Origin of the sequence: Paenibacillus aceti (genome assembly GCF_003614185.1) — a bacterium.
GTDB lineage: Bacteria > Bacillota > Bacilli > Paenibacillales > Paenibacillaceae > Fontibacillus > Fontibacillus aceti.
Genome location: NZ_KZ987724.1, coordinates 706,152 through 729,859 on the forward strand (window position 1 = coordinate 706,152; position 23,708 = coordinate 729,859).

Sequence of the window (23,708 nt, forward strand, 5' to 3'; positions counted from 1 at the left end):
ACGTGGACAAGCAGAAATAAAAGGAAATTAGCAAAATATGTTAGAAGTATGAAAATCAATCGAGAAATTTCAGAAAAAACTATTGACAATTGGACTTTAAAAAAGTTAAATATGTAATGCAAGATATTTCGTATACGAAATATTAATTTATATAAATAAAATTAAAAGGATGGTTGAAGTTGGAGGAGAGAAGCATAATACAGGAGGTCCTGGACTCTTTTCGCGAGATTAAACGGGGCTCTTATCAATTATTGTCCTCGCAGGCGGATCAGCAGGGAATTACAGCGATTCAATATATGACATTGCGGGCAATCATCAAGCATCCGAATATCGGCATTACAGAACTTGCGGAACGAATGAAGCTGGGCAACAGCACGGTGAGCGGGATTATCGATCGGCTGGTGAAGGCGGGGATGGTGGAGCGCACCCGTTCAGAGACGGACCGAAGATCCGTGATTCTATGCGTCACAGAGAAGGGGAGAGAGGCAGAATTTCAGATAGAAATGAAATATACAGAAGCCGTTTCTGGCATCCTAGATATAGGAGAGGATGATTTGAGGCAGATGTTAAGCACGCATCGCAGGATTATAGAAATTTTTGACAAAATGAGAGAAGGAGCTATAGATGAACAATAAATCAAATACTTCAAATACATCAGGATTACCCTTTAAAAGATGGCCCATCGTCATGGCCTTGATGATCGGGGCATTTGTTGCTATTTTGAATCAAACCTTAATGAATGTGGCACTTCCTAAAATGATGGCGGATCTAAATGTCTCAACGACCACGATCCAATGGCTGACGACCGGCTTCATGCTGGTCAATGGGGTGCTGATTCCGGTCAGTGCTTATTTAATGGAGCGCTTTACGACGCGCGCCTTATTCATTTCAGCGATGAGCTTGTTTGCACTAGGGACGCTGGTGTGCGGGATCGGCTCGAATTTCACCATCGTATTGATCGGACGTCTTATTCAGGCTGCGGGCGCCGGGATTTTAATGCCGATGATGGCGGTCGTCTTTCTGACCATCTTCCCGATTGAGAAGCGCGGACAGGCGATGGGGACGATGGGGATTGCGCTGAACTTCGCTCCAGCCATCGGTCCGACTCTATCCGGTTGGGTCATCCAGCATCAGTCCTGGCATACTTTATTCTGGATTATCTTGCCGTTTGCCATCCTGTCGATTATCCTAGGCATGATCTTCATGAAGAATGTGACGGAGGTTTCTCGTCCCAAGCTGGATAAGATGTCAGTCATTCTGTCGACGCTGGGCTTCGGCGGAGTGCTGTATGGATTTAGCGAGGCGGGAAGCAAGGGCTGGGGATCGCAAATTGTTATTATTACTCTAGTGATTGGCATCGTTGCCCTGGCATTGTTCCTGCTGCGTCAACTTCGAAGCGAGCATCCGATGCTCGAATTCAGGGTATTCAAGTACGATATGTTCTCTCTAACGACGGTGATCAATGTGGTGGTGACGATGGCGCTATATGCGGCTATGATATTGCTGCCGATTTACTTGCAGAATATTCGCGGCTTCACACCGCTGCAGGCGGGGTTGCTGCTCATGCCCGGCGCTTTACTGATGGGGCTGATGTCACCGATTACCGGTATGATTTTTGATAAAATCGGGGCCAGATGGCTGGCAGTTGTCGGTCTGGGAATTACGATCGTGACGACTTGGGAATTCAGCCGATTGACGGATAGCACAAGCTATCTTCATCTGCTGATGATGTATACGGTGCGGATGTTCGGGATGTCGCTGTTGATGATGCCGATTCAGACGGCTGGGCTGAATCAGCTTCCGGCGAAGCTGAACGCCCATGGTACCGCGATGTCCAACACCTTGCGAACCATCGCCGGCGCCTTGGGTACAGCGCTGCTCGTGTCGGTGATGACCGCACGGACGAAGAGCGAGGCGACAGCACAGGTTATCGCTGCAGGCATCGATCCGCAGGATCCGGCGAATGCGCAGCAGCTGGCGCATATTACGAAGGAAGCGACGATTGTCGGCATCGATTATGCCTTCGTAATTGCGACCGGAATTACCGCAGTGGCCTTCATCCTGTCCTTCTTCATCCGCAAGGTGAAGATTGACCGTGGGCAGAAGGGTGCGGAAGGCGTTGCCGCGAAGCCGGCGAGGGCGTAATCGAGCGCCAGATCAATTGGCTCGGCGCGTTTGGATCACGTGGCCCGATAATTCCTGCAAAAATGCAGCTTTTTGCCCGTGGTGAGCGGGTGAAATAGGAAATTCCTGCAGAAATGCAGGCTTTTCATAAAATGGAGCTCGATTCTGGCTGAAAGTGACTAAAAGCCTGCATATTAGCAGGAATTTCATAAAAATAGGCGGTTTGGTGCTCAAAAGCCTGCATATTTGCATCCTTTGGGCTCAGCGAGCGATAAGCAAATGGGGCTGTCTCAAAAGTCGAGTTTCCGACTTGAAAGGCGCCCCTTTTGCGTGCCCTAAAATGTGAACATCCCCCTGTTCTGGCCGGATCACTCGGACACGGACATCATTGTCCGTTAGCGTTGATCCTGTGGCATCCTTTCCCTTGTAACGGACAATGATGTCCATTACAAGGGGATTTGTCGCGAGAAATTGCATTTTGTGCTTCTAAGGGTCAAAAGTGTCCGTTAGAAGAGCGTAGTTGTTGTTTTCATGCTCTAACGGTCATTTTTGACCGCTTGTCAGTGGAAAGTCCTGGCTCGTTCCGTCGGTTCTCCTTGCGGGGGCTAGAGAAGGTTCATACTGAGTTTGGGATTGTGGCTTTGGCCCACAGAAAAGTTACCCCTATTACTCCATAAACTGCAGCATGCGCAAAATCATCACGACAGCCTCTGCGCGAGTAGCACTTTCATTCGGAGCGAAGGTCTGATCGGCTCTGCCCTGAACGATGCCCGCGTGATACGCGGCAGCTACATATGGACGGGCCCATGCTGGAATGGATTTCTCGTCAGTGAATGGCAGCTCTTGCTCTGCCTTCGCATCAGGCTCGATCCCTAATGCCCGAACGATCATAGTCGCCAATTCCGCGCGGTTGATCGCTTGATTCGGCCTGAAGGTATGGTCTTGATAGCCGTTAATAATGCTGGCCTCGATCACTCTGGCTATATGCGGCTTTGCCCAGGCCGCTATTTTGCCCGAATCGGCAAATGAGATATCGGCTCCAGCACCCTCCAGCTTCAAGGCTCGGCTCAGCATAACAGCGAATTCTCCGCGATTGACGCTCTGATCAGGCCTGAAGCTTCCATCATCATAGCCGTTGATCAGTCTCCGTTGAATCGCTTGTTGGATGTACTTCTCAGCCCAGTGGCCAGAAATATCGGATAAGGTGACGCTCGGAGACTCTGGGGACTCACTATCTGGAGATGTGCTATTGTCAGTATCCTCTCCCTCAGGGGGACTTGTAGGCGGATTGGTTGATGGACTGCTTCCAGAGTTATTACCTGAACCTCCTGAACCTCCCGAATTTCCCGAGCCGCCAGAACCGCCGGAATCTCCGCCATCGGTGCCGCTACTTAAGACAGTGAGCTCATAGGAGGCAGACCATGATTGATATTTCACGGTAAGTGTCGTTTTACCTGCGGCGATCGCCTTGACCAATCCGCTCTGGTCGATGGTCGCCACATTCGTATGGCTGCTGGAGAACTCTACATCAGCACTGATCGGCAGCAGCTCTGTTCTATCCTCATATACCGCCTTAATGGATGCTTGATGGGTATTGCCTGGATACAATGCAGGTATCTTTTCAAACTCGACGGATTGAATCGGTTCCTGCTCCTTGGCCTCAACAGTAACAGGCTGGCTTGCGGCGCTTTCCTGATGCGCGCGATTGAGCGATGTAATCCTGTAAGTATAGCTCTTGCCTTGTTCCACTTTATGATCGATAAATTGCTGTTTCTGACTATCGGCTCTATGCACCTGTTGATAAATATGACTCGGATTATCGATATCTGGAGCTTGATCTCCAATACTTCGGTAGATCACATAGTAATTCGCTTCCTCCTGCGTCTCCGGCCAGCTCAGCTGAATTCCTGAGGCTACAGGGGTTCCTGTCACTTCCGTCGGCGCTTCCGGCTTGCCTAGCTTAAGCCAGTTCATCTCGGGAATCAGCGCCGGGGCAGCATAGAGGTCTTCCCGCAGCTTATCCTGGAAGCCTAACGGATTATTGCGCAGGCTTTGCGTCGAGAAGAAGATGCTGCCTTTTACATTGTCAAAATTCCGGTTGAATAGAATCTGATTCGGCATCTGCTCTGGATCGAGCCAGTTCGGATCATCCGCCCCGATTCGATAGGCGGCATGACCGATGTATAAGTGCACATTCTTGCCCTCTACCTGCTGCGCCCACCAATCCGCCAGATTCTCATAGGCGGCAGGCCCATAATTGAAGTACCAGTAAATCTGCGGAGCAATATAGTCAATCCATTCCTCCTGTACCCATTTACGTGTATCCGCATAGATCGCATGGTAGCTCTCGGTGCCTTTAGTATCCGAGCCTTCCGGATCAGAGGACATATTCTTCCAGATGCCAAATGGGCTGATCCCGAATTGTACATAAGGCTTCTCGGCTTTGATCGCTTTGGATAAATGCTCGATCAGCGTATTGACGTTATTCCTGCGCCAATCGTCGCGGTTCATCCCGTTTCCATACTTACTATAGGAAGCATCGTCGGGGAAATTGACCCCTGCGACCGGATAGGGGTAGAAGTAATCGTCGAAGTGCACGGCATCAATATCATAGTTGTGCACGACTTCCAGGATGCTATCGATAATATATTGCTGGGTCTCAGGCAGGCCAGGATCCATAATGAGCTTACCGCCATAGGTAAGCAGCCAATCCTCATGCTGGCGCAGCGGATGCTCCGGAATCAGGCTATTGATATCCGGCTCCATGCTTGCCCGGTACGGATTGAACCAGGCGTGAAATTCCAAATTCCGCTGATGTGCCTCTTCGATCATGAAGGCGAGTGGATCATAGCCAGGGTCCTGGCCTTGCTTGCCCGTCAGCCATTTCGACCATGGCGCATATTGCGAAGGATAGAAAGCATCGGCCGTCGGCTTAACTTGCATGACGATGGCATTCATCCCGTCTGCCTTCAATTCATCGAGGATTTTGATGAAATCCGCCTTCTGCTGCTCAGCATCGAACGCTCCTTTGGCCGGCCAGTCGATATTCTCGACCGTAGCGATCCAGGCGGCTCGAAGCTCCCGCTTTGGTGTCTCCGTCTCTCCATTTACGACCAATACATAGCTGTGGGATTTCCCCTGATAAGTTGATGTAATCATCGTCGCTCCTATACTTTTGGCCATGACCATTCCTTGGGCATTGATGTCCGCCACCGCTGGTTTGCTGCTTTTATAAGTAGTCTCCGCAGTTACGTCCTTATCCAAGTCCTCGCGATATTGATCAAGCACGGTATATTTGGCCGTGACTTTTGCCTGTTGTTCTTCACCTAGCATCATGGCACTCAATTCTGATAGCACAATCTTGTCAAGCACAGGCATAGGCTCGATAACTTCTATAGAATATTGCGCCTGCTGCCCGTTATATTCCGCCGTAATTGTGGTGGTCCCTGGGAGATGTCCCGTCACCTTCCCGCCAGGCTCTATACTGGCAATTTGCGTGTCCAAGCTATTGAACTGCACTTCATCGGTCACATCGATATTCCCAGGATAATTGCTATATCTCGCCAAAACCTGGACATCATCCGTACGACCTTGCTCGATCTGCTCAGGTCCATAGATCTCAATCGTCTCGAGAGGCGGAGTTTCTTCCGTGACGGAGAGCTCGAATAGAGCCGGCTGTCCACTGCCATATAGCGCTACAATGGTCGTCTGCCCAGCGCGATGGGCCTGAACCCGTCCGTTATCATCGATGGATGCCACTTCAGGATGACTGCTCAGGAAGGTAATGCCGCTATCTACTCGTTCCGGCGCGGTACTACCATTTTTCGTAATATAGACCTTAGCTTGCTTCGACTCATTCGTTGTCATGGGTGTCAGACCTTTCAGATCTATGCCCAGGATATCTGTATCAGAATAGAAGGCGCTAAGCCGATCAAAATACAGAACACCGGCATTTTTATTCTCATTTTTCGTCTCTACCAGGTATATGTCGCTGATCTTGAATGGTTCTGTCAGATCATTTGGCAAGATGGCCGTAACATACTTCCATCCTGCCCAAGTGAAGCTAGAAGTCGAAGTAAAGTCAATCGTCGCCACCAATTTATCGCTAACATCGCGAATTCTGGCCCGGAGCCAATGCGCACTCTCATCTCCATATACCCACAGGCCAAGCTTGATCGGATAACCTTCCAGTGGTCGATACAGCGTATCCGTTTCCAGGTTATGCAGGCTGACATAGGCGGCAGAGGTTCCCGAGGTGCCCGACATATCGTATGTAAACCTCGCTGCATGCTCACCGTGCATTACCGGATCAGGCCGGGTGGACAATTCGACGCTGGACGGGTTGCTATTAATGACGCCCGTGGACAAACTTGTTACTCCGTTATGGCTCATCGTCTCGAAATCTTCAATGACGACAGCCACTTTGCCGACCAGGACGAGGGCTTGAGCGGATAGCTCACCATATTTTGCCGTCACATAGCCGTAGTTCACCTGCCCTAACAGGTTATTTGCGGAAAAGAGACCGTCACCCGTGATGTGGCCAATGGCTGGATCAGCGCTCCACTCTAGTCCTTCAGCTACTTGTACTTCCTCACCGTTCTCATCATAGAAGCTTGCTGCAAATTGCTGCTCTGCGCCAGGCTCCATCATGAGCTGATGCGACGAAATCGCGATGTCGCTTACTTCTGCTAAAATCTCGGCGGGTTCTTTCTGTATGTTCCCATCTCCATCATTGCTAGTCTCGGTTTCTGGAGGCAGGGGAGCTTCCTCCGGGGCTTGCGCTTCGGGATCAGGACTTTCCGGGTCGGGCTGAGCAGGGGAGGGGGCTGTGATATCTACGTCGGGATCTTCCTGCTCTGGTGGGGTTCCTGCTTGATCTGTATCTCCCGGGGGTGTTTCGTGATCAACGGGTTCCAGTGCTTCTGGTGTTTCCGGTGTTTCTGCGACGGCAGAATCGGTTTCAGAGATGTCTTGGGCAGCCGTCACTCGTGGGGCAGAATTCGACCTTATTGGTGAAGCGCTTACAAGAAGACTCGTAAACATACTCAGCAATAACAATAAGACAATGATCATGGCCAGTTTACTTTTTAATCGCGGGTAATTGAACAATGAATTCCCTCCTTCATTCTACTGGATAACTGAAAGCTAGCCCTGGTAGCCCTGTAAGTAAAAATCACCCCCTTGCTATAATGAAAAAAGCAGTTCAACACAACGAAGAGAGGAACATATGGCGGTCTAATCCAGCTGTAGAATAGAAGTATAGGTTGTAAATTAATTTCGAATTAAAATATTATATTGAAAATATATTATACAATGAAATTTCATTTCGAATTATACCAGAAGCGTTTAATCTCATCAATATCAAATTTAAATTTTACGGGGACTCCAGCGATAAGAACAATCATGACCACCCGTCCAACGGGTGGTTTGCACTTGGGGTATAACCCCCTGTTGCCAAACTGCGCCTAAAGACGCTAGCCTGACCACAAATCTGTTCAGGCTCAGTGTAATTTGTCACTTTCACTAACCAGTTAAACTGGTTTATTTCTTTTTGCTCCTGTTACTGCTAAACGGATCTTCGTACTCTTTTACACTCAACTTATCTATTGCTTGGTCATGTGCTTCTTGTTCACGAATGTATTTTGCTACGGTTGCTTCATTTAGGCCCACTGTACTTACATAATAGCCTTCTGCCCAAAATTTTCGATTCCCATATTTATACTTTAGTTGCGCGTGCTTTTCAAAGATCATTAGCGAACTTTTCCCCTTCAGATATCCCATGAATGTGGACACGGCTATCTTTGGGGGGATCGCTACCAGCATGTGTACATGATCTGGCATCATATGACCTTCCAGGATGTCCACTCCCTTATACTTACATAAACGTTTGAAAATTTCGATTAAGTCTTTCCTCACTTGATTATAGATCTCTTTCCGTCTATACTTCGGGGTGAACACAATGTGGTATTTGCACATCCACTTCGTGTGAGCTAGACTATAGCTCTTGTTTGCCATCTAAGACCATTCCTTTCAATTGAGCCTGAACATCTCAATTCTATCGGGATGGTCTTATTGGTCAAACCCTCGATCCCTCCACCCGCATAGCGGGTGGTTTTTTGTTTCGCGCGTTTCACGCACTCAACTGGCTAAAGCCATAATAAAAAAACCTGCATGCCTGCAGGTTTCCTCTATATTGCTATTCAAATATATTTTTTACTCAGTTTTTGACTCTTGCAGATAGCGCTCGATGAATTGAATCGCCTTGTCGCGATTTTCAGAATCTACCCGCAGTCCCACATACATTTGCTGTTTAGCGAGTGGAAGCGCGTCGGCAAGCTTGCTGTTTGTCACATCGATCGCATAGATATGATCTTCGGTATCATCCGGGCTACGGCCGAGAATCTTGTTATTCTCCTGCAATAGCGGCTTCAGATCACCGTCCGCATCCGCATCGAGTTTGTCCAGAACACCGCTGCCATCGACCCAATCATAAGAGCCCTGATCCATAATATAAATATCCGGCTTCTCGGTCGCCAGCATAGCCATCGCTTTCTGCTGATAGGCCACCTCGGAACCGCCCATGCTCTGATCGCCTAAAGGCAGATAAGTCATAATCAGCTTGATCCGCTTCCAATCCGGGAATTGATCCAGCATCGCTTGCTCCAAGGCAGCATCGCCGTCATTGCTCATATCAGTCATGAAATTGCCCAGATACATGATCGACAGGTCGATTGGAGGAAGGGCAGCCAGACGCTTCTGCTCCTGACGGTGATTAATGAAGGTGATGGAAGCTGCAGTAAGAACAAGGACTGCAATAATGCCAACAATAATATGGGTACGATAGATTCGGAAGAAATCATCAGCTTTCTCGGCGGTCCCCGCAAACCGACCCCACTTCTGGAACCGTTCGCGGCTCATCTCCTCGATCCTCTTGCGATCCTCAGCCTCGGTAATCAGCTTATAAGCTCTCAATTTCATATCGAACTCATTCTCGCCGTCCTCTGAAGATTTGACGCGCGATTTCCTCAGTTCAATATCGAATACACGCTCAACTTCCTCCCGTGAGGCATCTTCGGGGAGACCCAGCAATTCATAAGCTTTTTTCAAATCACTCATTATTATCTCCTCTAACTTAACTATTATTATGTAGAAACTAGATTAACTCTATTAATTTATTATACTGTGAATCATGGTTGAATGGAATTGTTGGCCCTGATTATCGTAATATGATCTGCTCTGAATGTTCATCGAAAAGTCGTAATTGGCGCAAAATGTAGGCAAAAAATAGCCGGGGATCGATGAAACCTTCGCCGATCCCCGGATAAGAAGTGAATCGTATGATCTTTCTAGGATATTCTGCGCATCGACAATAAATGCTCTTTCCAGTAGCCTTGATCGACCGAGCTGATCTGAACGCCGGGGTCCCCCCAGGTGTGAATCATCTCGCCATTGCCGATGTATATCCCGACATGGCCCACGATCTTATCACTCTCGAATCGTCCCGGGACGCTGAAGAAGAGCAGATCACCGGGCTGAAGCTGACTTCGAGATACGGAGCTTCCCCGCTGGGCCTGTTCTCTGGCCAATCTTGGCAAGGATTCACCGAACTGCTTGAATACATGCTGGGTGAAGGAGGAACAGTCGAAGGTCTTCGATTGCTCGTAGGGCTTGGCCCCAAATTCATAGGGGACACCCATGAATCGCTTGGCATAAGAGATCAGCTCATCCTTATTCTCCGAAATACTGAGGATATTGACACGGTTGAATCTCTCCGGTTCCGTATTTTCTGCATTCGATGAATGCAGGCGGGAAGCATCGTTGCCCAGCGCACCAAGCTTGACATAACGTCCATCCTGACCGTCCGTCCGTACATTAGTGCCGAGCAGCTTGGCCAAGGATTTGGCGGTGACATAGATTTTCCCGTCCTGGCGGATCGGAGCATTCGGCAGGGAGACCGTCTCGCCGTAGGACTGCGCCTGATCATGATCCGCCTCAAGCTCATACATGACATCGGTATAGCCGAGCTTGATCTTGCCGTCAGTCTCTTGCATGCGCAGGCCGAGATCCTTGGCTACCTGCTGCAGTGGAATCCAGTGGATGCCATTCGTATCTTTGACTAGATCAGCCTGGATCCGATGTTCATTTGCGCCATGATCTTGTACTGAGGAAGCCTTTGGCCCGGCAGGTTGTCTCAAACAGCCAATGCTGGCCGTAAGCAAGAGCAATATCGCTGCCGATAGCATCATTTTTTGACTTATGGATCTCTTCATGATTTGCAACACTCCATTCATTGAATGTTTTATCGAGCAGAACAGTGGTGCTTGGCAGGGGGAAAATTCAGTCATTTGAAGTATGTAATTATTGATGACTTTTATGCGCATTGTGGGTGACTTTTAAAGTTTGATTCTGTATAATCCTTACCAGTCAGACTTGTTATCAGCGAAGGAGGATGCATTCAAGTGACGAAGAATCAGGCCTTTAGAGGAGATTATCAAGGTGAGCCAGCGGTTTGGCTTAGATATGGAAAATATGAAGCAGCCTTATTGCCGGGAATTGGCGGCAACTTAATCGCTTTTCGAGATATAGAGCATGGTTACCGGTTCTTGCGTGAGCCAGCAGAGGGGGAGATGGAAGATTTCAAGAGCAATCCCGGCGCTCACGGGATTCCGATACTTTTTCCGCCGAATCGCTATGAAGATGGTAAATTTCCTTGGAAGGGCAAGGTGTATCAGCTTCCGATTAATGAACCGGCGACAGGCAATCACCTGCATGGCTACTTACATACTAGCGCTTGGGAAGTAGTTGATCTGGGACAGACGGCGGAGGAGAGCTATGCGGTTGTGAGAATCACGGTGGATGAGCAGCATTTCATGTATCAATACCTGCCGTTTAAATTCACAGTGAAGCTGAAATATTCGCTGAGTGATGCAGGCTTATCACAGCAGCTATTCGTGAGGAATGAGGGGGAGGCCGAAATGCCTTGCTTATTCGCCTTCCATACGGCGGTGAATGCACCGTTCGCGCCGAACAGCGCAGAGAGCGATTGTTCTATGAAGCTGACGATCGGGGAACGCTGGGAATTGAATGAGCGCCAGCTGCCAACCGGGAGATACCAGGTGTTGACCGAGGGAGAGCAGTTGATGAGAACGAGCGGAGTATTCCCTTATTTCACCTCGTTGGACAATCATTATACGGCAGTGCCGCAGAACGGCAGAAATCGCATGGAGCTGAGCGATGCGAGGCAGGGAGTTACCTTGGTATATGATGTAGGAACCTCCTATAAGCAATGGATGATCTGGAATAATGGGGCCGGCGGGGGCTTCTTCTGCCCGGAACCGCAGATCAACCTGGTCAATGCGCCTAATATGAATTTACCTGCCGATGAAATCGGCCTGTTCAGTCTTGCTCCGGGGGAGATTTGGGAGGAGACAGCGAGATTCTATTTGAAGTCAAATACAGCTCACTAGAGCTGTGAAACGTGAAAACAGCCGGATCACGTCTAAGCTGACGCTTTCCGGCTGTTTTGCTGTCCGTTCCGCTAAGACGGGAACACATTCATCCGACCTGATGGACCGGATCAGTCTCTACGTCTTTGCTGTGGTTACGAGGGATTAGCCGCCTGATCTGTTCCAGATTTCTGCGGGGAACATTAATCGTCTTGATCCCGTGAATTTCATCGCGGAATAACAAGGTGTTATCCCGGATTTCAGAAATCTTGAACAGGTTGACGTAGCAGTTCGTGCTAATCCGATAAAACGAAGAGTCCGAGATCATCGTTGAGGTTTGTTCGGCAGTAAGTCTCTTTTTTATACTGTAGTTTCTGCCATGAAAGCAAACTAAGCCATGACCTCCAATTTTGAAGAAATATGTATCATGGGGATCCAGATCCTCATATACATTCCTTTCTTCCAGTCCGACAGTCATCATTCTAAAACCCCCTTCAGAAGATGTTGTGGAAGCGCTTACAGTATACCATATTTTCAAGCTTTTGAACAGGAAATTTTTTCGGGCAGGACTGGACTTTTTGACCAAAGTGAGAAAAAATAAGAAGATATGTAGGATGATTAAAAGGAGGCGTGTTCTTGATGTCAGAGAAATTATCGTTATTCATAGGTTCATATGCCGAGGCAGCGGACCCCGGAATATATATGTATGAGCTGGACTTGGCTACTGGGGAGATGAAGTACCTCGATAGTGCGTCGGGGTTGAAGAATCCGACTTTTGTCAGTGTGGACAAGCCAGGTAAGAAGCTCTATGCCATTTCGGAGACGAAGAATGAGCATGGAGAGAGAATCGGGGAAGTAGCTGCTTACTCCATTGATCCAGAGCAGGGCAAGCTGACCGAGCTTAATCGGGCTCTTACTATTCAGCCTTCGAGCTCCCATATTCAGATCGATCATCATCATAAGTACTTGGCCGTATCCGGCTATCATGGCGGCAATATCGGCCTGGTTCAGATCGCTGAAGATGGTACAGTCGCCGGGCTGGTCGATGTGCAGCAGCATACAGGCCATGGCGCTGATCCGGTTCGTCAGGATCGCCCGCATCCGCATTCCGTCCAATTTAGTCCGCATAACCGGTTTGCTCTCGTTGCCGATTTGGGTCTGGATTTGATTCGTATCTATGAACTGGACCAGGAGCAGGGCAAGCTGATATACCGCAGTGAGGCAGTCATGAAGCCAGCAAGCGGACCGCGTCATCTGGCTTTTCACCCTAACGGGAAATGGCTGTATTCCATTAATGAGGTAGGTTCTACGATTACCGCCTTTGCCTTTGATGCTGAGCAAGGCAGTTTGACGGAGCTGGAGACCCTCTCATCGCTGCCCGCCGATTTTGCAGGCGAGAATACGACGGCGGAGGTGGCGGTTTCCCAGGATGGTCGATTCCTCTACGGCTCCAACCGTGGACATGACAGCATCGTGCAATTTGCCATTGATCCGGCGAGCGGAAGATTATCCCTCGTGCAATTTGTCTCGTCCGAGGGAGGGCATCCGCGTCATTTCACCATCACACCGGACGGTGAGCATTTGCTTGCCGCTAACCGTGATTCTAACAATCTGGCATTGTTCCGAATTGATCGGGACAGCGGCAAGCTGACGTTCACCGGGCATACAACTGAAGTATCTAAGCCCGTCTACGTAAAAGCGGAATTATTCCGTAAATAAACCGGATTTCCGGATTCCATCCCAGAGCTGTTGGAATTGCGGAATGTCAAGCTGCTGGGCGGCATCGGACAAGGCGGTCTGTGGATCGGGGTGAACCTCGACCATCACACCGTCGGCACCGGCCGCCAGAGCTGCTTTGGCGCATGGGAGCAGTATATCCTTGCGTCCAGTGGAGTGGCTGACATCGACGAGAACCGGCAGATGAGTCTCCTGCTTAAGCAGCGGAACAGCAGAAATGTCCAATGTGTTGCGGGTCCATTTCTCGTAAGTCCGGATGCCGCGTTCGATCAGCATAAGCTGGCTATTGCCTTTAACGGCGATGTATTCAGCGGCATGGACGAATTCCTCCAGCGTCGCGGCGATACCTCTTTTCAGCAGCACCGGGATTTTAGCTTCGCCAGCCGCTTTCAGCAGCTCGAAGTTCTGCATATTGCGTGCGCCGATCTGGATAACATCGATGTATTGCTCAGCAAGCTCGATATGAGCCGGATGCACAATTTCGCTGATCGTCACGAGACCGAATTCATCGGCGACTTCCTTGAGCATCTTCAATCCTTCGACACCAAGCCCTTGGAAATCATAAGGCGAGGTTCTCGGCTTGAAGGCGCCGCCTCTCATGATTTTAATGCCCGCTTCTTTTAGCGCTGCAGCTACGGTTCTCAGTTGCTCGTAAGATTCCACGGAACATGGTCCGGCGATCATGACCTGCGCAGAGCCACCGATCAGCGTCCCTTTGATATCGATTACAGTATTCTCAGGCTGCTTCTTGCGGCTGACCAGCAATTGACGCTTATGCTCCTCCTCTTGCAGATTCAGGGACGCTTTGAATATTTCCTTGAAAATATGCTTGATAGAAGCATCTCTGAATGGTCCAGGATTGAGTTCAGCCAGTTCATCCAGCATTTTTCTTTCCCGTACCGGATCGAATTTAGGCACGCCTTGCTTCTCTTTGATTTCTCCAATCGCCTGAACGACCTCAGCCCGCTCATTAAGCAGTCTTAACAGCTCCTTATTCACAGTATCCAGCTTGGTGCGCAGTTCCTCCAAATTTGTGTTCATGCCTCAACACTCCTTAAATTTTTGTATTTTTACACAGCGTATTTCTAAGAATGATAGGATGCAAGTTGTTCGACAGGCCTCTCTAAAACAAAAAAAGGCAGTCCATCAAGGGACGGATTTCTCCGCGGTACCACCCTTGTTAGACAACCTTATTGTTTCTCAGCTTAGGACACAGATAACGGTGTGCGGCCGGAATTCCCTACTGTCCGAGCATGTCGGTGTTCAGGAACCAACTCCAGAGTGAACTTCAGCAGCGCGGCTCCCGCGGGGTGCTCTCAATCTTCGGCACCACCGTCCCTGTCAGGACGCATCCACTTACTTTTCTCCATCATTGTCAATTAACAGTATATTCTAAAAAGTTATTGTACGAAATTATATGCCTCGGACTATAAAATGGCAAGTACCTACGGTGTCGCGTTATAACTTTATAGTTTTACTTCAATAAATTAAAGGAATGTAAAATTTGCAGCTAAGTTCTTGCTTTGTCGCAGTCGCTGGCTTAAGATTAGTCATATATATTCGCTTTAGTTTACTGGTGAAGGAGCAGGTTGCTTATAATGACGTTCTTTAGAGAATTATTTCAACTCCCCGGATTTCGCAGAGTGATGGCCTTGCTTGTGGCCGTGTTCATCCTCTATTCAGCTCGCAGTATGTTAAATATGATTCTGATTACTTTTATCCTAACATATTTAATTAACCGCCTGCACCGATTCATAACGAGACATGTTGACAAACTGTTCAGAATTAATCGGAAAATTACCGTATTACTTATATATGTACTCATGGTGGGCGGTCTAGCAACCGCAATCTACTATTACTTGCCTGTCTTCATCGAAGAGTTGACGGATTTAGTCAATCAGGTGATCTCTTTCTACAGTAACCCGCCGACCAATCTGCCGGATAATATTATTCTTAATTTGCTGGTGGAATCGATCAGGGACATCGATATTACGAAATATATCGGGCAAGGCTTTGATTTTCTATTAAAGACGGCTACAGATATCGGGCAGTGGAGCCTCAATTTATTCATTGCGATCATATTAAGCTTGTTCTTCCTGCTTGAAAAAGAGAAGGTCACGAAATTTACGTCCAAATTCAAGGAAAGCCGCTTAGCCGGACTGTTCATTGAGCTTGAGTTCTTCGGCAAAAAATTCGTACATTCCTTCGGCAAGGTGATCGAGGTTCAATTTCTGATCGCGCTGGTTAATGCCTCGATCTCTACGGTATTCCTGTGGATCTTCGGGTTTCCGAACTTGTTCGCCCTCGGTATCATGATCTTCCTGCTCGGTCTGATTCCGGTCATGGGGGTCATTATATCGCTGATTCCACTATGTGCGATCGCTTTTAAGATCGGCGGATTGATCAAGATTGTCTACGTGCTGATTATGATCGCTATCGTTCATGCGGCCGAGACGTATGTATTGAATCCGAAATTCATGTCTAACAAGACGCATCTGCCTATCTTCTATACCTTCCTTATCCTGCTCATTTCTGAGCATTTCTTCGGAGTATGGGGGCTCATTGTCGGAGTTCCAATCTTCATGTTCCTGCTTGATGTACTAGAAGTCCCGGTGGAGGGGATATCACCGAAGCGGCTAAGACGCAAGGTCGCAAAGGCGGATTAAAATATAAAATTTGAACAGGGTGCCGATGCTAAATGTCGGCACCCTGTTTTCATGACTCAAGCCTGTGGCGGAATCCAGTTAATTTTGTTATTCTGATAATCTGTGGTCGGCTTGCTGCGAAGCTTGTCCTTCCAGTTGCGATGGACGGCCCTCTTCAACTTGTCAGGCAGCTCCGCCTTAATCCTGTTGGCCTTCTCCTGATTTATTCTGCCTTCGGCCAGAGCTTGATCGATACGAAGCGTTGCCGATTCCGTCAGCCTCTTGACGAGTTCTGCTTCACTCCAGCCTTTGCTGGAATGGGCGATCTGCAATAAGGTCTTGCCCTGCTTAAGCTGTTGAACAAGAGCCTTAGGCTCTAAACCAAGCAGCTTGGCGGCATCCCTCATGATAGAACCGCTATGGCAGCGGCCATGCCGATGAGCATGCGGGCCATGATCCACTCCGGTCAGCGTCTTGCTCTGCCCAACGGCTCCTTCTGGAGCAGCGGCGGATACAGACGGCAGGGAGATGCTCAGCAGTAATAAGCAGACCAACCCGCTCAGCAGCATTGTATGCAGTTGTTTCATAGACTTTTTTCACCCCTTCGTTTAGAATATTTTGGGCCTTACCATTGTTCAGTCTTGACCAAATTGATGAATGATATCTGAAAATTAGCTTAATATCAGCTAAAAATTTGCAGCACACTATATTGGGGTTATGCGTTCGTTAGGAGGAATGTAGATGACATTTGGCGCAAGGATGCTGAAGACAGGACTCGCGGTTACATTGGCGCTATATGTGGTCATGTGGCTTGATTTATCTCCGCCACTAATGGCAGGGATCGCCGCTATTTTCGCTATGCAGCCCTCCATATACCGCTCCTGGAGATATTTAATCGATCAACTGCAGACGAATGTTCTCGGTGCCGTCTTGGCTATGCTCGGGGGGATGCTATTCTCGAATGCACCGATTGCAGTGGGACTAGTCTGTATTATCGTCATTATGATCTGTCTTAAGCTGAAAATGGGAGAGACAATCGGCGTTACCCTGGTAACCGTAATTTCTGTGATGGAAGCTTCAGGACAATGGGCGTTTGCTCTCAACCGCCTGTCGCTCAGCTTGATCGGGATTTTATCCGCATTTATTATCAATATCATCATTTTCCCGCCGAAACCACAGGTTCAGTATGAGGATCAGGTCAAGAAGACCTTCGGGCAATTATCCTTGCTGCTGCGGACTGCGGTCTCGGATGAGATGAAGGAGACGGTCTCCCATCAGGAGAAACGTTCGCTTGAGGATGCGATTAATTCACTCAGTGAGAAGTACAAGCTAATGGAAGAGGATCAGAAGCGACTAAGGACGCCGAAGTTTAGCGAGAGCCGCCAGTTGGTCATTTATAAGCAAATGCTGAAGACCTTGCATAAAGGGTATGAAGCATTGGATGCTATTGAGCAGCATTATTTCCAGGCGGTTCGTTCTCCAGAGCTGAATCAGGAATTCGATACCCATCTGGAGCGCATGATAAAATTTCATGAACATATTATGTTGAAGTTTGAGAATAAATTGAAACCGAATGTGCTGGAGGCGCAGAGATTTGAAGAGCAGAATGACCGCTTCCTCGCCACCATGCTGGAGCATTATGCTGACCATACGGATGGAACACTACGGTTGTCGATCGTATCGGCGGAAATTTATGAATATGGCTATCAATTGCAGAGGCTAAACCGCCTTGCGGAGCATTCTCCGTCTCTGGAGAGTAAAGAGGAAGACAAATAGATATTTCACAAAAGGGGCGACTATTTTGAATAATGATAAGGAATGGCAGGAGGAGCAGCGCCGGGTAGATTATGTTGAAGATCTGATCGAATCTAGAATTTCCCGACTAGAGGCGGAGGTCGGCGCGATCCGTGGCGATGTGGTCTCGATGCGGAAGGACTTCTGGGATGAGGTTACGGTCAATTTCAGTGAAGCGGATGATGTAGGAGAGACCTCGACCAGCTTAAGGCAGCAATCCGAAGTGCTGTCCGAGCGTGAGAAGCGTCACCAGCATGCGTATAATTCGCTGGTTAAGCTAAAGCGGCTGCAGCAGTCGCCCTACTTCGGCCGTATCGACTTTGCCGAGCATGGGGAGAAGAGCGAAGCGATCTATTTAGGAATTGCTTCATTGCTGGACAAGGGGGAGGACGCCTTCCTGATTTATGACTGGCGGGCTCCGATTTCCAATCTGTATTATGACAGCGTTCCCGGCCCCGCCTCTTATGAGACGCCTTCCGGCACGATTGAAGGGGATATGACGCTCAAACGGCAATTTGTCATCCGGGGCCGCAAGCTGAAGGTGATGTTCGATACCGGTGTGACCATCGGTGATGAATTGCTGCAGCAGGTGCTGGGGCGCAGCTCTGACGCGCAAATGAAGAGCATTGTCGCGACGATCCAGAAGGAACAGAATCGCATTATCCGTAACGATACCTCACGCATGCTGATCGTTCAGGGGGCGGCTGGCAGTGGCAAGACATCTGCGGCGCTGCAGCGAGTAGCCTATCTGCTCTATAAGCATCGTGATACACTGCGCGCGGATCAAATGATCCTGTTCTCGCCGAATCCGATGTTCAACAGCTATGTCTCGACCGTATTGCCTGAGCTGGGCGAAGAGAATATGCTGCAGACGACATTCCAGGAATACCTGGAGCGGCGTCTTGGCCGGGAGTTCCAGCTGGAGGACCCTTTTGTACAGATCGAATATGTATTGACGGCGGAAGAGGATGCGTCCTATCAAGGGCGCATGAATGGGATTCGCTATAAGTCTTCTCTGTTGTTCTTTGAGGCCATAGGCCGATATAAGCTGCTCCTCGAGCAGAAGGGAATGAAGTTCAAGCCGCTGCGTTTTATGGGCCGGGAGATCATCAGCGCCGAGGCTATATCCGAGCGGTTCTATCAATATGATTCAGCGATTACCCTCGCTAACCGCTGTGATTTGCTCAAGGAATGGCTACTGAAGCAAATTGCCGTCTTTAGCAAGGAAGAGCTTCAGCAGCCTTGGGTAGATGAGCAAATTCAACTGCTGGATACCGAGGATTATCAGCGTGCCTATCAGCGGATGCGGCGTCAGCAGCAGCGGGGCGACAGCCAGTTCAGTGAATATGAAGAAGAGCGGACCATCCTGGGACGAATGGTGGTCAGCGATCGTCTGAAGCCGCTAAGGAAATGGATCAAGTCTTTGCGCTTTGTCGATGTGACCCAGCTCTACCGTCAATTATTCGAGCAGACCGACATCGCTTCGGAGGTACATATGGATGATTTGCCAGCGGACTGGGCGCTCGTATGCGAGCAGACGCTCGCCAAGATCAAGGCGGGTGAGCTGTTCTATGAGGACATTACACCTTATCTGTATCTAAAAGAAATGATCCTTGGCTTCCACTCCAACCATGCGATCCGCCATGTCATCATTGACGAGGCTCAGGATTATTCACCATTTCAGCTGTTCTTCCTGAAACGGCTTTTCCCGCGTGCCAGAATGACGGCGCTTGGTGATCTGAATCAGGCGATATATGCTCATTCCTCGGTATTGCAGCAATCGGCTGTATTGACCGAGCTGTATGGGCCGGACAATAATGAGCAGATCATCCTGCAGCAGAGCTACCGTTCGACCCGGGAAATCGTCCTGTTCACACGCGGTATGCTGCCAGGCGGAGAAGCGATCATTCCGTTCAACCGGGCTGGGGAGAAGCCTGAAGTTATTGAGGCATCGGATCAGGCGCAGCTCTACGCGCAGATCCGTCATGATATCGCTGCCCTCCAGCATGAAGGGTACGAATCGATCGCGGTGATCTGCAAGACGCAGGAGGAGAGCAGGCTGGTCCATGAACAGCTGTCATCCGACTTGGCTGCCAGACTGATTAAGAAGACGACGCTCTCCTTTGAGAAGGGGGTTCATATTATCCCGGCTTATCTGGCCAAGGGGGTAGAATTCGACGCCGTACTCCTGTTTGACGGCTCCAATCATCAATATACCCGAGAATCGGAACGGAAGCTGTTCTATACCGCTTGTACCCGGGCCATGCACTTGCTGCATGTATACTCCTTAGGCGAGCCTAGCCGCTTTATTACAGAGGCGGATCAGGCTACTTATATCAAGCGATAAGGAAACAAATGTATTCAGAATATTTTACGAAAATAACTCCACACTAACCATGAATGTTGTTTACATGAATGGAAAGGGTGGCTAACCATGGGTGACAAGAAGGGGGATCTGGCGGCTCTGGCCTCGATCCCGCTGATTATGACTTTGGGCAATTCCATGCTCATTCCGATCTTGCCGCTAATTTCACGTGAGCTGAAGATTTCTTCATTTCAAGTCAGTATGCTGATCACGGTCTATGCCGTAGTGGCCATCCTACTCATTCCCATCGCCGGTTATCTGTCAGATAAAATGGGTCGGAAGTCAGTCATTATCCCGAGTCTGATTATAGCGGGGATCGGTGGGGCGGTTTGCGGTGTAGCCCCCTGGTTTGCTAGCGGGACGATGCTGTACTGGATCATCATCGGTGGCAGATTCCTACAGGGGATTGGAGCCTCGGGAGCGTTTCCAACCGTACTCCCGCTAGTGGGGGATATGTTTGATGATGATAAAGAGGTCAGTCGAAGCCTCGGCATTATCGAGACATCCAATACGTTCGGCAAGGTGCTTAGCCCGATTCTGGGCGCATTGTTAGGCGCTTGGCTATGGTATATGCCTTTTTTGGCTATACCTGTGCTATGTTTATGCTCCTTGCTGCTCGTGATCTTCCTGGTCAAGGAGCCTGAGCGCAAGCACAAGCCGAAGCCGCTGAAGGAATTCTGGGGCGCAGTCAAGGAGGTGCTTTCCTCCCAGGGACGCTGGCTGTATGCCATATTCGCGATCGGCGGAATTTCCATGTTTCTGTTGTTTGGCGTTCTTTTTTACTTATCCGAGCAATTAGAGAAGAAGCATGGCTTGGATGGCGTCCTCAAGGGCTTTGTTCTGGCGATTCCCCTCGCTTCTTTATGTCTCGCTTCTTATTTCACCGGCAAGAAGATCGGCAAGAATAAATTGCTGATGAAATGGTGTGGCGTTATCGGCTTATTATTGTCCACGGGGGCACTATTTGGAATCGGCTTCTTCAACAATATTTATTTTGTTGTCGCTTGCCTTATCGTATGCGGAGCGGGCATCGGGATGGTGCTGCCAAGCTCTGACGCGCTTATTACCGAAGGGATTGAGAAGGAGCTGCGCGGTACGATTACTTCACTCTATAGCAGCATGCGCTTTATCGGCGTGTCTCTGGGGCCGCCGGTCGTGTCATTGCTTGTGAAAGCGGGTCATATGACGTTATTCTTCGTGATTGCCGGTGTCTCTCTGGTAGCTATGATCCTGCTCTGGGTAATGGTTAAGCCAGAATCCGACAAGGGGAAGGGCGGTCTGACCGACGCGCTACGACCTCAAGGTTAGGAAATAATTAGCATAAAAAAGCGGACTAAGTGACATTTCTCCTAGTTATATTTCTCCGAAACAATTACAATCAGCACAAAATATTACTATTTTGTGTCCTGGGAGGAAGATTATGAGAAATAAGAAGTGGGGATTATGGTTGCTGGCCGCTGCGGCGGTAATCCTGATCGTCGTGCTAGTGCTTATTCGCATAAATGGGAACAACTCACAAAAAGCTGAATTTCCAGATTTAGAGCAGGTCGAGGCCGGACAAGTACCAGAGGGGTTCGATGAGGCTAATCAGCCGTATATCGGCAACCCGGATGCCGCGATTAAAATTGTGGAATTCGCCGATTACAAATGCCCTGCGTGCAAGCGCTGGGTCGAGGAGGTCTTCTCTAAGATCAAAAGCGAATATCTGGACACGGGCAAAGCCGTCTATTACTATGTGGATTTCCCGTTCCTGGCGCCTGATTCCACCTTGGCTGCATTGGCTGGCGAGACCTTATATCAACAGGATCAGCAATATTTCTGGACCTACTATGATCTCATGATGGAGAAGCAGGGCAGCAAAGACTCGGCCTGGGCCAATAAGAAGTTTATAATGAATTTGGTCAAAGAGAATATCCCCGGGGTTGATCTGAAGCAATTCGAGCAGGATCTGGATGAACGGAAGTACATCGCCAACATCAAGCGCGATCTTCTCATCGGGGAGAATCAGGGTGTGGATGGAACACCTTTCGTATTTGTGAATGGACAGGCTGTAGACGATATTTCCTGGGAAGGAATCCAGGCGGCAATCGAGCAATAGCTTGTGGAGAAGAACGGTTGGCCTAAGGCTGCGAATAAGCGGAAGCCTGGGCTGTCCGTTCTTTTGTTTTCTGCAGGTTTCGCCGGGGTCGAAGTGTTTTTCTGGCCACTTTTTTGATATGATATAAGCTGATTCGGGACGACTCGGACACACCATATAGGAGGGGAAAAGCAATGAATGCCAAGCAAGCAGCAGGATACCGTGCAGCGGATTGGGTAGAAGATGGAATGATCGTCGGACTGGGGACAGGCTCGACAGCTTATTATGCGATAGAGAAGATCGGGGAGCGCGTAGGCCAGGGCTTGAAGATCAAAGCGATTGCGACTTCGAATGCTTCGGAGGAGCTGGCCAAGCAATACCATATTCCGTTGATTCATGCCTCGGAAGTGGAGCAGCTTGATCTGGCTATCGATGGGGCGGATGAAGTGGATTCGAATATGGCGCTGACCAAGGGCGGCGGCGGCGCTTTGCTGCGTGAAAAGCTGGTTGCCATCAACAGCAAGCAGTTCATCGTTATTGCTGATCATAGTAAGATGGTGCCGCACTTGGGGAGCTTCAAGCTGCCGATTGAACTTGTCCCATTCTGCTATGAGTGGACGCTGGGGCAATTGCGCAGGAACTATAATGTGCCTATCGAGATGCGTACTCGCGACGGAGAACTATATGTAACGGATAATGGCAACTATATCGCCGATGCTGCCTTTGGCGTGATTTCCGATCCGGGCAAGCTTAGCCAAGAGCTAAAGGCGATGACTGGAGTCGTCGAGCATGGCTTGTTCGTGAATATTGCCGATATGGTCGTTGTCGGTTATGAAGACGGACGGACCGAGGTCATCGAGAAGAAGTAGTAATGAAGGGGGCCAGAGAAGAATGCTCGTTCGATTGACAGACAGCCACTGGGAGCAAGAGGTACGCGAGCTGCTGGAGGATGCCGTTTATTATGATGCTGACCCGTCCGAGGTGGACGAGGTAATGAAGCAATACCAAAGTCCAGGCTCGCAGGAGATGTATGTATTCGAGGATGAAGAGGAATTCATCGGCATCATCGGCTTTACGATGGATGAACAGAAGCAGCTGGAGATTATGGATTTAGCGATTCATCCTCAGGAGCGCCTGCAGGGATACGGGCGCGGCATTATTTTAGAGACCATTGTATTGAAAAATCCTAGCCGCATTATCGCAGTTACGGATGAGGATGGCGCGGATTTCTTCCGCAATATCGGCTTCCAGGTCATCGGTGAGACCAGCGACGAAGAGGGAGTGGAGCAGTTCCGCTGCACCTATGAAGTCGAAATAGAGGCCGAAGAAGACTAGATAAGTGAGATGATGGGCGAGAAGGAGCATAGGACGACAGAGTGATCTGCGGCCTGTGCTTTTTTGTTATGGTGAAAAATGCAGGCTATCGCGAGGTATGGCGAAGGATAGAAGGTTGGATTTTTCCAAAAAAGTGAGATATAGTTCTTATATAAAATAGTTCTATGATACAACTATTCGATCAT

General features: G+C 49.1%; 18 protein-coding genes. 11 read left to right on the forward strand and 7 right to left on the reverse strand.

What is annotated here, in order from left to right:
* Nucleotides 1-179: 179 nt before the first annotated feature.
* Both BFJ94_RS03210 and BFJ94_RS03215 read left to right on the forward strand, forming a co-directional pair.
* On the forward strand, nt 180-635 hold the full coding sequence (locus tag BFJ94_RS03210) for a MarR family winged helix-turn-helix transcriptional regulator (RefSeq protein WP_229717095.1): 456 nt from the start codon (nt 180-182) through the stop codon (nt 633-635).
* A complete protein-coding gene (locus BFJ94_RS03215) occupies nt 625-2,145 on the forward strand; it encodes a DHA2 family efflux MFS transporter permease subunit (RefSeq protein WP_120461140.1) in 1,521 nt (506 codons plus the stop codon). The genes BFJ94_RS03210 and BFJ94_RS03215 overlap by 11 nt, the downstream gene beginning before the upstream one ends.
* A gap of 645 nt (nt 2,146-2,790) precedes the next feature.
* Here BFJ94_RS03215 and BFJ94_RS03225 read toward each other — a convergent pair.
* From BFJ94_RS03225 to BFJ94_RS03240, 4 genes are all read right to left on the reverse strand, one after another.
* Complete coding sequence (locus BFJ94_RS03225; protein ID WP_120461144.1) at nt 2,791-7,233, reverse strand: family 10 glycosylhydrolase; 4,443 nt, start codon at nt 7,231-7,233, stop codon at nt 2,791-2,793.
* Between the two features lie 432 nt (nt 7,234-7,665).
* Nucleotides 7,666-8,139 carry an IS200/IS605 family transposase gene (gene tnpA, locus BFJ94_RS03230; RefSeq protein WP_120460925.1) on the reverse strand — a complete coding sequence of 158 codons (474 nt, stop codon included), beginning with the start codon at nt 8,137-8,139 and terminating at the stop codon, nt 7,666-7,668.
* Between the two features lie 198 nt (nt 8,140-8,337).
* Complete coding sequence (locus BFJ94_RS03235; protein WP_120461146.1) at nt 8,338-9,240, reverse strand: molecular chaperone DnaJ; 903 nt, start codon at nt 9,238-9,240, stop codon at nt 8,338-8,340.
* Between the two features lie 230 nt (nt 9,241-9,470).
* Entirely contained in the window at nt 9,471-10,394 is a 924-nt protein-coding gene (locus BFJ94_RS03240; RefSeq protein ID WP_120461148.1) for a C40 family peptidase, read from the reverse strand.
* A gap of 189 nt (nt 10,395-10,583) precedes the next feature.
* Between BFJ94_RS03240 and BFJ94_RS03245 the strand changes: the two genes are divergently transcribed.
* Complete coding sequence (locus BFJ94_RS03245) at nt 10,584-11,591, forward strand: aldose 1-epimerase (protein WP_120461150.1); 1,008 nt, start codon at nt 10,584-10,586, stop codon at nt 11,589-11,591.
* A gap of 88 nt (nt 11,592-11,679) precedes the next feature.
* On the opposite strand, the gene BFJ94_RS03250 is transcribed toward BFJ94_RS03245, so the two are convergent.
* Entirely contained in the window at nt 11,680-12,051 is a 372-nt protein-coding gene (locus tag BFJ94_RS03250) for a LytTR family transcriptional regulator DNA-binding domain-containing protein (RefSeq protein WP_120461152.1), read from the reverse strand.
* Nucleotides 12,052-12,209: 158 nt separating this feature from the next.
* Between BFJ94_RS03250 and BFJ94_RS03255 the strand changes: the two genes are divergently transcribed.
* Nucleotides 12,210-13,289 (forward strand): lactonase family protein, encoded by a 1,080-nt coding sequence (locus BFJ94_RS03255; protein WP_120461153.1) that lies wholly within the window; start codon nt 12,210-12,212, stop codon nt 13,287-13,289.
* Here the strand turns inward: BFJ94_RS03255 and BFJ94_RS03260 are convergent.
* Complete coding sequence (locus tag BFJ94_RS03260; protein WP_120461155.1) at nt 13,275-14,348, reverse strand: bifunctional 3-deoxy-7-phosphoheptulonate synthase/chorismate mutase; 1,074 nt, start codon at nt 14,346-14,348, stop codon at nt 13,275-13,277. The two genes, BFJ94_RS03255 and BFJ94_RS03260, sit on opposite strands and share 15 nt — an antisense overlap.
* Before the next feature lie 557 nt (nt 14,349-14,905).
* Between BFJ94_RS03260 and BFJ94_RS03265 the strand changes: the two genes are divergently transcribed.
* The gene (locus BFJ94_RS03265) at nt 14,906-15,973 is read left to right on the forward strand and encodes an AI-2E family transporter (protein ID WP_120461157.1); all 1,068 of its coding nucleotides are present in this window, start codon (nt 14,906-14,908) and stop codon (nt 15,971-15,973) included.
* Between the two features lie 56 nt (nt 15,974-16,029).
* Here BFJ94_RS03265 and BFJ94_RS03270 read toward each other — a convergent pair whose 3' ends face one another.
* Nucleotides 16,030-16,539, reverse strand: coding sequence for a hypothetical protein (locus tag BFJ94_RS03270; RefSeq protein ID WP_120461159.1), 510 nt, complete (start codon nt 16,537-16,539; stop codon nt 16,030-16,032).
* A 154-nt stretch (nt 16,540-16,693) separates the two neighbouring features.
* Here BFJ94_RS03270 and BFJ94_RS03275 point away from each other — a divergent pair, with 154 nt between their 5' ends.
* The 6 genes from BFJ94_RS03275 to BFJ94_RS03300 all read left to right on the forward strand — a co-directional run bounded on the left by BFJ94_RS03275 (nt 16,694) and on the right by BFJ94_RS03300 (nt 23,523).
* Complete coding sequence (locus tag BFJ94_RS03275) at nt 16,694-17,728, forward strand: FUSC family protein (protein ID WP_120461161.1); 1,035 nt, start codon at nt 16,694-16,696, stop codon at nt 17,726-17,728.
* Nucleotides 17,729-17,753: 25 nt separating this feature from the next.
* On the forward strand, nt 17,754-20,093 hold the full coding sequence (gene helD, locus BFJ94_RS03280) for an RNA polymerase recycling motor HelD (RefSeq protein ID WP_120461163.1): 2,340 nt from the start codon (nt 17,754-17,756) through the stop codon (nt 20,091-20,093).
* Between the two features lie 87 nt (nt 20,094-20,180).
* Nucleotides 20,181-21,419 (forward strand): bacillibactin exporter BcbE, encoded by a 1,239-nt coding sequence (bcbE, locus tag BFJ94_RS03285; protein WP_120461165.1) that lies wholly within the window; start codon nt 20,181-20,183, stop codon nt 21,417-21,419.
* 112 nt (nt 21,420-21,531) lie between these two features.
* Nucleotides 21,532-22,209, forward strand: coding sequence for a DsbA family protein (locus tag BFJ94_RS03290; RefSeq protein ID WP_120461167.1), 678 nt, complete (start codon nt 21,532-21,534; stop codon nt 22,207-22,209).
* 173 nt (nt 22,210-22,382) lie between these two features.
* Nucleotides 22,383-23,057 carry a ribose-5-phosphate isomerase RpiA gene (rpiA, locus tag BFJ94_RS03295; protein WP_120461169.1) on the forward strand — a complete coding sequence of 225 codons (675 nt, stop codon included), beginning with the start codon at nt 22,383-22,385 and terminating at the stop codon, nt 23,055-23,057.
* Nucleotides 23,058-23,079: 22 nt separating this feature from the next.
* Nucleotides 23,080-23,523: a GNAT family N-acetyltransferase gene (locus BFJ94_RS03300; RefSeq protein WP_162944148.1), complete on the forward strand. Its 444-nt coding sequence runs from the start codon at nt 23,080-23,082 to the stop codon at nt 23,521-23,523.
* Nucleotides 23,524-23,708 lie beyond the last annotated feature (185 nt).